Here is a 13,347-nt window from a genome sequence, read left to right as displayed (position 1 = left end):
CGCGCATTAAAGAGAAAATTCTATGTGAACTCCTCTTCTGTTAATAATATAAGAGCGTGCGAAGCGTGTCAACAATGAAATCTTAATGTGGGGTAATACAAGGGTATTGTGGTTGGGCAATGGGATATATGAGATTAAGTTGGTCCTTATTAGAATTGTTACCGATCATAAAGACGTAAACAAGATTTAGATGAAAGATAATAGGGTAATAGAGTAATAGAGTGTTGTATCTTTCTTTAATTACTAATTTGAAGAATCTTGAAAGGAAATGAGTGAAACATATGATCATACCAAGCATACGACAAAATATAATAGATATATTAACCAAGCAGTCAGTTCCATTTTATGGCGAAAGTGAGTTAATTGATTTTTTAACTCGAATTTGGGATCTAAAGACTATGCCATCAACCGACCCTCGTTTTAGAAATGCGGAGGAAGATATCGTACAACACATGATATCTAACTACGATTGGTCAGAAAAAGAATTGTTATGGAACTATCTAAAGTTATCCGATTGTGATGACCAAATATTTATAGATTTTTTAGAGCTAACCATTCATCCAGACGTGCAATTAAATATTGATACATTAAATGAGCGTCTTTATTGTTATAGTGAATACTTGGAGTACAGTGGTTATACTGTCGATATGGCTGGTTTTATTGTGGGTACACCAGTGTATAGGATAATAAAAATAGAAGAAGTAAGCGACACTGTAGGCATTCCTTTCTACACTGTAGAGTGGAAAGGGAAGCTTCCTCAGGAGGCAAGGTTTCCCTGTATTCAACTTATGGGGGATTCTTGGAATGACTATGGATATCAAACTTTATTTCATGCTAGCTATTTTATATCTCGTAGTAAAAAATACACTTTAGGCGATGTGAAAATATTAGAAAAAGGTAGAGATACAACAGATCTACCAGATCACTTCTATCGATTGAATCCATCATATTGTTCCCTTGGTCAATCTGTTGATTACTATAAAGAAATATCTGCTATATGCTTAGATTTAAGATTTCAGGTTTTAGATGCCTTAAACGATATCGCTATCAACGAAGCATTAGCTTCTGAATTCAAATCAGAGGAAGCCTTTTCACAATCGCTTTTACGATATAGTGAAGCAGAAAAAGCTTTCAAAGAAGGAAAAAACTATATAAATATTCAGGGAAATGAAATAGATAAGAATTTTGATTTTACGTTCTCTTATAAACTTTCAAAAGCTGAAGAACTTCATATAATTAAGTTCAACTTTAATGAAAATGATTATTTGCCATATAGAATAAACCTCCTTATTGGAAAAAATGGAACCGGTAAAACACAATTACTTGCAAGTCTTGCTCAAATAATTAGCGGGAATGTCCAACATAAAGATAATTTTTTCCCTGACCGACCAAGCTTTAGTAAGATTATTGCTATTTCATATAGTATATTTGATGAATTCTCTAAACCTGAAAAAAAACATCAAAATTATGGAAGTTATAAATATTGTGGAGTTCGTAATAGGCAAGGATATTTGGATTTGCAGGCAGTAGTTACTGAGCTAAACAAGGCAAAAGCTACTATTATAAGGCATAAGCGTGTTAATTTCTGGAAAGATATTCTTTGTGACATTATGGAAGATGAGGAGCTTTTTTCCCTTGAATCAAACTTGACAGTTAGTGATCTTGCTAAATATAGTTCCGGTCAGAACATGGTGTTTGCTACTATGACCCAAGTTATTGCATATATTGAGAAAGATTCTCTTTTGCTTTTTGATGAACCAGAAACCCATTTGCACCCTAACGCGATAGCCAAAGTCGTTAGAGCACTGTATAAACTGTTGAATACGTTTGAATCGTATGCAATAATTGCATCTCATTCGCCAGTTATTGCCCAAGAAGTTCCTTCAAAGTATATTCATATAATTGAACGAATTGGCAACGTTCCATCTGTTCGCGTTCCTGGAATAGAGTGCTTTGGAGAAAATCTTACAACTATTACAAATGATATTTTTTATGTAGGCGCAGTTCCAAGTATTCACAAAGACTATTTTATTCAATTAGCTAAACAGCTGAGTTACGAGGACATATTGTCATTATTTGAAAAAAGACTAAGCTTTAATGCAAAAATGATAGTTAAGGCATTAATTAGTGAGGATAATAATAATGAAAAATCTAAGCCCGCTGGCAGATAATTGCTGTTATAATTACTTTTCGGATATAATGCAGGCAAAGAGAAAACCAGAAGTTAAGTCTGCATTACTTGTATTGGCACCGGACATACAGAATCGCTATCAAGATTATATACAAAATAAAATGGACCTTTCAGTTGTAAATTCGGTAGTTTATAATCAAACTGATAAAAGTGCCTTACTTAATTGTTATGAAAGTACAACAAAACCTTTAGCAGCACTTAAAACAAAAATTTTAGAAGCTCAAAATCCTACTCTACGTGGAAAGTGCCAGTATTGCGGTATTAATGCACCAACAACATTTGATCATTATATGCCTAAGGATACCTTTCCGGAGTACAGCGTAATGCCTATAAATTTAATTCCTTGTTGTTTTGAATGTAATAACATTCGGAATGATAACTGGCTTACATCAAGTAATCACCGCGGCACTATAAATTTATATTATGAAAATTTACCTACTGATAGGTATTTAAGCACAATAGTAGTTTATTCTGACGATGTTCCCGTAGCGAATTTTAATATTTTTAATCCAGGAACTATAAATAGTACATTATTTACAATTGTTTTATCACATTTTGAGATACTCAAGCTAAAGAATAGATATAAAGTACAAACCGCCAGTGTAGCTTCGGAAATCAAACGCTCTATCGTAGCACATAATCATCCGCCGATATCTGGGCACGATATTAGTCAATGGTTAATCGAGGAAGCAAATTCGAAAAGGCAAGAATTTGGGGAAAATTATTGGGAGGCAGCGTTTATTGAAGGGTTAGCTACATGTGATGATTTTATAAATCAATGTATTATAGAAATAAATAATAAATAAGCTTTTAAGTAAAATAATATGAATATTATGCCAGAATTTAGCCGTATCTTGCCAATAGTAGTATGCTTGAGGAAGATAGGTCAGGAAGCTTCAGCATCAATTTTATTTGATTTTTCCATATGCTCTATTATCGGCCGAGGACATTATAATTGGTAAATATTATAGTAGTATTTGAAGGTGTAATAAGATACGGATAAGTTTCACGAATTGACAAAAATGATTGCTCCCAACTGGGAATAATTGTTGCAATTCACTCTAAGGAGGACTAGTTTATGGAATATATTCTGCACAATACAGATATTTTTGATGAAAAAATTAATGATAAGTTCAGTGCGCTTATCATTAATAATCAAAAAGACTTTATTAAAGGAACCCCCTATGTATTCACCGTGAGCTTCCATATCAATCTGTTACAGGACGAGAGATTCTACCAATTTGACCTTCCTGCTCCCCAATTTGAAAGAAAGGCGGAGAAGAAAGATAAAATTTATGATGTGTTAAGCTTCCAACTGAAAAGACTTGAACGAGTACTCGGCGATAATGGCATTGAGGCATACTCGACTACGATACAGGGGGATAACCTCGATGCAGAAGATATCATAAAGCTCAAGCTTCTCGAAGATACTTCTGAACCAAGCTTTATGGGAAGAGGCAAGAAGAAAAAGAGAATGAAAGTAAGCTGCATCGTTCCAAGTGTACCATATACCTCGGGACTTGCTACAAAGTTCGCAAGTGAAAGAATAAGCAAGATATTTTATGATTTCATGTCGGCGATACGAAGCGAAAAAATTATGTCGGAAATATTGGGGATTGAAGAAACTAACAATGAAGACGTACTGTTTAAGGCTTTTGCCAAGCAATACGGGGAACTTTGGCTGCCAACCGACAAAAGGCATGAGGAACTGGTAGACCGTCTTAAGGAAAAAACTTTAAGTGTTCTTGAAAAGTATAGAGAGATTGAAGAAAAAACTTGTTCAAGTGAATTGATTTCGGATGGCAAAACATAAAATCGGATAGCCGGTAAAAGGAAAGCAATAACCTTTGCCGGCTTTTTGCACCTTTGACGCAGATGTGTTATTCTAAAATTGGGATATATTGTAAAAATATGCCGGATTTAAGTTGATACAGTTCCAGAAAAGCAATTCTAGAGGGGTGAAGTGAAAACATGCTAACAGTTGAACAGTATATTTTTCAAATGAAGAAAAAAGAGAAAATTGATGAGTTTGACTTTAAGAAGCATGCGGAAAACATGGCCGCTGTGATGAAATGTGTAGTGGAATACTTCAACACGTACCTAAACCCGGAGGAATATGATTACGAGGCGATAAAGCTCGAGCAGTCGGCAGCAAAGGTCGAAAAAGAAATTGCTGACACCTTACCCCGCAGTAAAAATTTTATTATCGATTACTATAAAAAATATAAGTCGCGAATCGACAGGACGTTAAAATCCCATTTAAAAAGCTATGAATATATGGAACTATTTTTTAGCCGGGATGATTTTGAAGATATAGTTAACGAGTTTTGTGAAGACCGCAAAATGCAGGATATGGGGTTAGCCGAATACAAGGAAGAGCTTATTAGTTTAGCGCAAGAGCTAAAGGAACGTGAAACAGAGAAGCCTTCCCGCACCGGATACAAGTATTTGGGCGAATCCTTGTTTTCTTGGATAAAGGATACATATGCAGAATACAAGGTGAACCTGGTTGGCTTTGCCGGCGAAACCGCTTATGAGTATTACAAAAAATATGTAGAAAACATCTACGATAGGAGTGCAGAGCAGCATTACCATATTAACCGGTACAATCACCGTTATAATAACAACCCTTTCGGGATTGACGAAATATACAAAGACAATTGCCATAGGCCGTTCATTGAAGGCCGCAAGGGCGAACTGGAAATGCTGATCATGTATGAGTGGGTGCATAGCTGGGTTGAGGATGCCGAATACTGGCCAGAATACGTGAACCTTTGTGTCAACACTGGGCGGGTTAACATCGTCCGCAACATGAACATTTTGCTTCCCGTAATAAATAAGGGTGTTGACTATCCGGAGGACATCAAGAGTTCTATCGTGTTTGTGGAAACCACAACCGGGGCCTTGAAGATTGACCCCAGCGGACCATATATCTTACGTCTTACCTATGACAAGGAAAACGATTTTATCTGGAAAGACGATGAGCAGATGACCCGTATAATAGCCAATTTGCAGGAAACTTTCGCAGCATACGGTCCGCCATACGCCTTGGAACTGCACTCGCCTCTTCGAGCCCCGACATACAACGAAAAAGAGTTTTTTGCCCGGTACAGTCAACTGGAGAAAAAGCTGAAGAAGTATACTGATATGACCATTGCCCTGGTTAACGGGCCGCAAAGACATAAGGCAAAATCGAGCTACCTAATGCAAACTACCGAGGACGTTATCAAGATAAGGACGCTGGCCAAAGAACTGAAGCTCCGGCTTAAGATATCGCTAGATATCTCAAAGCTTATAACAAATAAGAACAATCACAGCCAATTTGAGCATGACTTCGATCAGTTAAGCGAGATTCGCCATTCGATCATTGGGGTGCACCTGGCCAACACGTTTTCTGGCAGTGGTTTCCTGGACAGACTTTATAAGGCAGACAAGGTGTATCTGAATCAGTATGAATATCCTCGATTGTCGAATTTCCTTGGGTCCATCTCCGCACTTTTCAATGACAACAGACGCCGCTATTTCGTGCCGGAAGAAGTAAAAGGCCCGGAAGAGCTTGAGGAACTGGCAGACAACCTGCTGAGAGCCGGCTTTTCCTTTGACGAATGGAAGGACGAGCAGCAGCTATGAGTACTGAAGACGAGAGAACAAAGCTATATAACGAAGTTTGGAGCGAGCCGGTGACTATCGTGGCAAAGCGTTACGGGATTTCCGACAACGGTTTGCGCAAACGCTGCATTAACCTTCAGATTCCTCTGCCGCCGCTCGGCTATTGGGCTAAAGTGAGGGCCGGCGCCAAGGTGCCGAAGCCTGAATTGCCGGTATTGAAGGTTAAGGAGGAGACCATTGTTTTAAAGAATATGAAACACGAGCATGAAATGGAATTCATCGATATCAGTGCCCAACCAATTGAAGAATTGAAAAAGCTGGACGGGCTTGGCGTATTTACACCACGCTCCCGGGAGGCATTTGCGAGATGGTGCGAGAAAATTCATGTTCCGAAAAAAGTCGACCCGTTTCATCCCCTGATCATTGAATATCAAAAGGAAATTGAATACCGGAAGGTGCGCGACAAAGAGCACCGGTTCCGAGATATGTTTCAGTTCAGAGATGTCGCGTTTTATCCAAAAGTGAAATACCGTCCGGATCAATTGGTTTTGCCGATTCATGTGTCTGATAGGCAGCACAACCGGGCCTGCCGGATTGTCGATACGCTGATAAAAGCGGTAGAAGAATTAGGAGGCAAAGTTAAGGTTGAATCACATTACCCTCAGAGAGAAGCAGCAGACAATGCCATTATCTCCTTATTTAAGAACTCCTTTTCCTTTCAGATGAAAGAAATGATGGCAAAACGGCGAGTGGTCATTGCTAGTACGCTGCCTGAAGACAGGGCTCATGAATTCAAGCCCATGTGTGAAAAAATATTTACCGGCAAGCTGGAAATCGAATTCAAGAGAACCCCTGAGTACTGGGAAAAGAACAATGCGGAACGGGTCATAGCCCTTGCTGATTCTGCTGAGGCGTCTTTAGAAGAGCAATTGGGCGAGGCATTCAAGTGGATGGTCAAAACCGCCCAGGAGGCAAAAATTGCCTGGGTCATACAGAACAGGGAAGAGGAATTAAGGGAAAGGGAACGGGAACGCCAGCGCACAATTGAAGAAGAAAGACAGAAGAAGTTGCAGGCAATCCTGGCTATGGAAAAACGCCAGAAGCAGTTGGTCGAAAATGTCGAGCCGCAGATGACCGGCTGGTTTAAAGCGCAGAAACTCCGTCAATATGCCGATGAGATTGAGACATATGCAAAACAGGTTGTGAACCCTGAGGAAAAAGAAGCACTGGACAGATATATTCAATTGGTCAGAAGAAAGGCGGAAAAAAGCGATCCGATTGCCGAAATCGTCCAGGAGATCAAAGCAATAAGCGTAAAGGCAGAGTTGCCTTAAGAATAGAGAACGCTCATTTTTGTATGTTTGTAAGTGGAGCGAGCGGTTTATACGATTTTATTTATGTATAACTACATAAACGTTAAAAGAAAGCCAGAAGGCCTTCAAAGCCAACGACTAATTTTTATTTGGAGAGTGAATCATGACTAATCATGCAGACGAGGAAAATGATTTTCTTATAATGATAAATACTACTACGCTATACAGTAGAGTTATAGCTAATATACTAATGAACTTTTTGAGGAAAAATAGTGGTAAGTGTTTGGTGATAGAGGGTGTCCCATTAAATACGACTGGGATCATTAAATATCTTGAAGAAGCTGATAGGGGAGCGGAGCTTGGTTGGGCTGTTGAAACTAGGGTGCAATTTAAGGTGCCAGAGGAGAAATCAATTAAAGAAATTATCAACTTGGGAGCAGACTTATCAGTAAATGATACATTAATAGTAGCTGGTTTTGAGAGGTTTATTTCTGAGTTGAAGGTTAAATCTCAAAAAATGGTTGAATATGGTGGTTTGAAAATTAGAGCATTTACTAAAGCAGATATAGATTGGACAGGCATAGACGCCTCGCTAGAATTGCTTAGATCAATTAGTTCGAATATTGTTGTTTTAATTAATTGTGAAGTTGCATGCAAAGATGCATTATTAAAAGCTATTGAGGCTGGAGATTGGGATATTTTAACGTCTGAAATTGAAGAAACAGATGAGGGTAGAGCAGTTTATAATTTTCAAATTGATGTTGTTAATAGTATTGGAAAAGTGAAAAAAGAAGAGCTGATTAAGCGTATCGAGCAAAATACATCTTTGCCTTTATCACAAAAGGAAATATTAAAGGCACAAGTTTATATTGGCTATCACGATAGAGCAGAAGCAATCAGGCTACTAGAATCTCAATATCATCATTTGCAACTGGAACAAAAAAAGATGTTTGCTGATTTACTAGATTCTTCCGGACGTAGCGAAGATGCTTTAAAAATTTTTGAAAAAATATTAAAACGGGATTATTTTATTCACGATCTGTGGCCGTCTATTTTAAGGGCAGCACGTAACGCAAAAAGCACTAAATTCGATGAATATATTCAATATGCTTTAAAGTTTGATTTTCAGAATGAAAAAGTAATTAGTGAAACAGCCAATTATTATGTGCGTAAAGGTGAATTTTCTGAAGCGGCCAAGCATTGGCGTATTATTTTTGCGCGCAGCAATAATGCTTACTATGAGATATTAGCTAGGGTATGTGATATTGAAGCAAACCCGCCAGCTAAAATTTCAGATGCAATATCTTATATTATGGAAGTGGTGAATGAAAATCCGGCATTGAAGAGTGAAGCTAATTATAGGAATGGACGAATTGCTTTTGAGATTTATAAGAGTCCATTTATGGGGTATCGCCTACTTTCTGGTGTGATAGATGAATACGATTCGAATTCATATAAAGCTGCAACAATTCGAATGGATATATTACAAGACCCTGTTACTGCGGAACGGGTGAAAAAAAGACCGGAACTTCTTGCCAAATTAAAACTGCAGGAATTATACCGCAGCCTGGATGCACTATCTACGAACGAACATGGGTGTGGAAGATGGCAGGAATTTATTGAAAAATCGCAATCAGAAGAGGTTTGGCAGAGCGTAGTAATACAGGAACTTACTCGTTGGTTAGGATCCAGAGATCTTAATTCGATGCTACACTTACCTGTTTCATCTGATTATGGAGACGAACAGGACAGCTCAAGGGCTGCTGAAGCTGTACATTTATTCAGAGCGACTAAAGCATTGGGAGTTGTTCCAAAGGAAGATATAGATGCAGTAATAAGCGGCGCTTATTACTGCGTATTTTACGAAGAGAGTACTGTTCGGCAGAAATTGTGGTATTGGTATGAAGTATCGATATTATATTCGCTGTTGGGTAGAGGTCAGGATGCGATTAACGCATCGTTGATGTTATGGCAATATGCCGATAGTCTTCCGCAATCTGCTAACAGGGACTTGGGGCGCGCTTTAGGTTTTTTAGCGTGGGGCCATTCGCAATTTAGGATAGGTAACAAGATAGAAGGTATAATTTGTATTCTGCATTCTTTACAGTCTTTCGAAAGAAAGACCGGAGTATCTATTTTCATAGAAGAGGCGTTGAACGTTATATTCTCATGGATCTCAACAAATTCAAAAATCCCCGACGAAACTAGAACTACTTGTCAACAATTCTATCATAGTCTTCATATTAAATATCCGGAAATTAGAATACTTGAAGTAATGGCAAAAACTTTGGGAGAGAACCAGGAAGAAGCGTATCTGCGGCTGAGAGATGAAATTGTTGCGAAAAAACGAAAAGATGTTACATGGGTAACCCATTTAGCAAATTATATAGCTATTTGTATTCAAACTGATAAATTACCTGAAGCCAGAGCGGTAATTCGGCGAGAACTTGACGAAGCCTTACCATTGCTTGAGTATAGAGAGGATATAAAAGCTTTACTACTGGATTCTTGGGCACAAGTTTTTATTGATGGGGCTACGGCGGATGACATTAGGATGGCAGAGTTTCTTCTTGATGTAGCCATTCAAAGTGTAGAAAACAGGCGTAACCAGATAGCTTTTAGGGCAGAGCGAGCTAGTTTGGCAGATATATCACGGAAAATATATAAGACTTATCTTGATGTACAAGGATTAATTTTACTAACAAAAGATTTCAGTAATGAGGAGCAAAGAGAGGCAAAGATTAAAAACTTTCAGGCTTTAAACGCTTTAGCACTTCGTTCCATAATTGAAAGTTCTGATGATAGTGAAGTAGAGTATTCAGAAGTCGAGAGAAAGGAACTAGAGGAAATTGCAAAGCAATATAGGGTGATTGCGAACGAGATTAATAGAGCAGCGATTTCACACGGCATTGCGGATATCGAAGAAAAGGCAAAGAAATGCATGGAATTACTAGCTGTTTTGAAAAAGAGACATCCAGGATACAAAGCACTCCCTTTTATTGACACTATTTCTCCGAAAGAGATAGTTGGAAGCCTTAACGAGGGGGAAGTTGCTTACCAATACGTACAAACTCGTTTTGGCTTCGCTTACTTTATTGCAGATAACAAAGAGTGGGATACAGGATTTGTCTTAGCCGAAGTCGGCAGGATTAATAAAGCTCTGAAAACTTTAGCACACCTTCTTCAAAGTTTTGGAGAGCACAGTAACGTAAATGATATTGAAGATATCTATTATGAACTATCGAAGGCAATTCACCAGCCACTTATAGCAAAAATAAAAAGTTGTAAAATTAATAAGTTATACATTTGTCCTGATATGTCTATTCCGCTATTTTCCTCAAACTTAGTGAGAAGTGATTCAGGTTGGCTTGTTGAGCAAGTGGATTCAATTGTAAACATTCTTGGATTTAGCAGATTAGTAAAACGAGATGATTTAAAAGATAATTGTTTAAAAAATTCTTTGGTTATCACACTTGGCGAAAATGACAATCAACTTAGAACAGCTCGTATCTGGGCAGAACAGAATAAAGAAACATTACAGTTCGCTCATGTAGATGATTTAAATAAAAATTTTACGGATATTAAAATTATTGCTGAACAAATGAGACCATCTACAATAGTTATAATAGGACATGGAGTTTCTGATCCATTAGGCAGTAGCTTAAGTGGAGCCATGTATATAGAAACTAATAGTGGGGCCATTTGGACAGAGGATCTTATGGATATAAAACAGTGCACTTCTAATATAATCCTTCTCACTTGCAGCAGTGGTACACCGCAACAGGGCAAGATGGAAAGTGGGGCCGGGGTTTGGAATGGTATGATGCGAGTAGGTTTAGAAGGAACTGTTTTGTGTAGATGGGATGTTGATGTTAGATCGTCGATAAATATAATTGGTAATCTTTTTAAATCTCAAAAGGTGCAACTTTCAGAGGGGCTTATATGTGGGCAACGCGAGACACTTAAAGTAAACAAATGGAAGCACCCTTTTTATTGGGCAGCTTTGGAATGTTGGATGAATTAGTACGAGTTATAATTAATACTTCCGAGCAGATGGAAGAGGAATATAATATTTTATTGCTATGAAAATAGAACATAGAACATATAACAGAGTTATGATAGACACAAAAGAGGAGAAGAGGTATTTTCTAATGAGTAAAAGTCCTTGTAATCAACGTTGTGTCCATTGTCTTGGTGTGTTTGGAACTCTTACGTGGGATCACATTCCGCCAGAATCATGGTATCCAGATACAACCCCGGAAATGATGGAAAAGTGGAAGGTTCCATGCTGTTATACCTGCAATCAAGAGTTAAGCAAAATTGAAAAGGAACTTCTTATCAAAATGGGGTTATGTATAGCTCCTGATAGAACTGAAGCTCAAGGCATTGCTGACAAGGCGCTCAGATCCCTTAAGCCCGAACTTGGAAAAGGAGAAAGGGACAAGGCCCATCGTGCCAAAGCCAGACAAAAAGTCTTTAGACATATGATGAAGTTTCAGGACAAAATAGCCTCGGGAGTTTTACCGAATTTTGGACCGTATGAAAGTTCTGAAGAGCCAATCGCTGTTTTAATCCCAGCCGAATACGTGGAGAGATTCTCCAAGAAATTGGTTCGAGGTTTTACCTATATAATCGACGGAGAATATATCGAAGAAGATTATGTAATAGACGTGTTTTTTGTTCAAGATGAGGCAGCAAATGAAAGTGTGCAGTTAATAGACAAGCATGGGATAACTTATAATCAAGGTCCCGGATTGATAGTTAAACGTGCTGTTGCAGCCGACGATTCTAAGAGTGCTATGTGGGCTATTTCAATTTGGGATAAGTTTAAGATTTATGCAACTGTAGAGAAGAGGTAGCGTAGGAGTTGGATGTGTACATCACGTAAAATAGCATTATTCTCCTAAGATGTGTTTTCTTTTCATACGTTATGTAATCTCAATGCACGTGGAGTGTACAGTTTGGCTGAAAAGAAAACACAGCCCGTGAAGCCAGGCGGTGCCTGGGTTTAAGGGCTGTGGGGAAATGTGGAATATGTTTCCCTTGACGACGTAGTTAGAAAACATCAGGATTTCGGGCTTGATGTTTTCTACTGTATGTAAGGTGCAGAATAAGCTAACTCCAGATAGGCAGATAGGTTTTCATTAAACAATCAAGTAAACACTTATTTTGTAGCAATAACAACAGCAAGCAGCATTACAGCAACTTCTTCGTCCTTTGAGGCTGGGTTACATAAACTGGACTTTATGGATGCCGATAGGTAAGTACAGTTAAAGAAATGCGATTCGTACCAATGTAGTATCAAATCCTACCCGGCTAAGCAATGACTTGGGAGGCAAATGAAAATCATTTCATCCATGATCTTTCAGCAAGCCATGCATCATATATCCAACTTTCCGTACCACGCCTGCCAAGTCCACTGTCCCAAACTAGTCCCCGTTCAAACGTAATAATTTCGCCGCCCGTTCCAACTACGACCCATACATAAGTCTTTTCCGCTGGTATATAGCACTTATATTTCATTCCCGTTACGGTAACTTCCTTGCCATCTACTGAAATAGTTTCATCATGTGGGGCAATCCATTGGACCTGGAGTTTGCTAAACAAATCTGGATCTACGTTTGTAATATATTCCCTGGCAATCTCTGCGGTTTCTTCTTCGGATGGAAGCTCTACTCCTTTTTCGAATTGCTTATCCATCCACATTACGCCGAGCAGTAAATTCTCGTTTGCTGTAACAACGAAGGAAAAATGTTCTCCACCTATCTGCGCATTCTCGCCTTTTGTAAAGCGGAAAACAAACACATCATCTCCAGCTTGTACCCCCTCATACACTTGCGCTAATGCATAATTTTCCGGTACTTTTATAAAATCAAGGGCATAATCCAAGGCAGTTTGTTGCTGCTTATTCAGTGTCACATTTAATTTGCTCCTTTCGTCCTGTGTACTGCTGATATCGTTTTCTATTTTGTGCGCATATGGATTAAGGGGGTCTTCTACAATAGTTGTACAACCTGATAAAAGAAATCCAGTAACACAGACCAGAAATAAATACTTCAAAGAGACCACCCCCATTTCTTAATAAAAGCCTAAAATTTGTTCGCCAATCATCTGCCTGTTTGCAGAAAGCAACTTTGCGCGAAAGCAAGCACTTGTCAGCATTTAATTTAACACTTCTTTCCCTATTTTTCCGTCTATAACAATTCTCAAAAACAAATTCAAGGCTATGATAGC

General features: G+C 38.4%; 8 protein-coding genes. 7 read left to right on the top strand and 1 reads right to left on the bottom strand.

The window, feature by feature from the left end:
• Nucleotides 1-281 precede the first annotated feature (281 nt).
• The 7 genes from SPTER_RS13280 to SPTER_RS13250 all read left to right on the top strand — a co-directional run bounded on the left by SPTER_RS13280 (nt 282) and on the right by SPTER_RS13250 (nt 11,972).
• A complete protein-coding gene (locus SPTER_RS13280; RefSeq protein WP_144350820.1) occupies nt 282-2,171 on the top strand; it encodes an AbiJ-related protein in 1,890 nt (629 codons plus the stop codon).
• Nucleotides 2,143-2,997 carry an HNH endonuclease gene (locus SPTER_RS13275; RefSeq protein ID WP_144350819.1) on the top strand — a complete coding sequence of 285 codons (855 nt, stop codon included), beginning with the start codon at nt 2,143-2,145 and terminating at the stop codon, nt 2,995-2,997. Before SPTER_RS13280 ends, SPTER_RS13275 begins: the two co-directional genes overlap by 29 nt.
• Before the next feature lie 272 nt (nt 2,998-3,269).
• Nucleotides 3,270-4,004, top strand: a complete 735-nt coding sequence (locus SPTER_RS13270; protein WP_144350818.1) for a hypothetical protein — start codon at nt 3,270-3,272, stop codon at nt 4,002-4,004.
• A gap of 158 nt (nt 4,005-4,162) precedes the next feature.
• A complete protein-coding gene (locus SPTER_RS13265; protein ID WP_144350817.1) occupies nt 4,163-5,821 on the top strand; it encodes a hypothetical protein in 1,659 nt (552 codons plus the stop codon).
• Nucleotides 5,818-7,134, top strand: coding sequence for a hypothetical protein (locus tag SPTER_RS13260; protein ID WP_170233262.1), 1,317 nt, complete (start codon nt 5,818-5,820; stop codon nt 7,132-7,134). The genes SPTER_RS13265 and SPTER_RS13260 overlap by 4 nt, the downstream gene beginning before the upstream one ends.
• A 142-nt stretch (nt 7,135-7,276) precedes the next feature.
• Nucleotides 7,277-11,137 carry a tetratricopeptide repeat protein gene (locus SPTER_RS13255; protein ID WP_144350815.1) on the top strand — a complete coding sequence of 1,287 codons (3,861 nt, stop codon included), beginning with the start codon at nt 7,277-7,279 and terminating at the stop codon, nt 11,135-11,137.
• Between the two features lie 58 nt (nt 11,138-11,195).
• Nucleotides 11,196-11,972, top strand: coding sequence for a hypothetical protein (locus SPTER_RS13250; RefSeq protein ID WP_170233261.1), 777 nt, complete (start codon nt 11,196-11,198; stop codon nt 11,970-11,972).
• 487 nt (nt 11,973-12,459) lie between these two features.
• Here the strand turns inward: SPTER_RS13250 and SPTER_RS13245 are convergent, their stop codons facing one another.
• Nucleotides 12,460-13,173: a YcdB/YcdC domain-containing protein gene (locus SPTER_RS13245; protein ID WP_144350813.1), complete on the bottom strand. Its 714-nt coding sequence runs from the start codon at nt 13,171-13,173 to the stop codon at nt 12,460-12,462.
• Nucleotides 13,174-13,347: the final 174 nt, after the last annotated feature.

The sequence above is a fragment of the Sporomusa termitida genome (assembly GCF_007641255.1).
In the GTDB taxonomy this organism is placed as follows: Bacteria; Bacillota; Negativicutes; order Sporomusales; family Sporomusaceae; genus Sporomusa; species Sporomusa termitida.
Note: the sequence above shows the minus strand (reverse complement) of the source record. Positions and strands in the feature narration are given on the sequence as shown.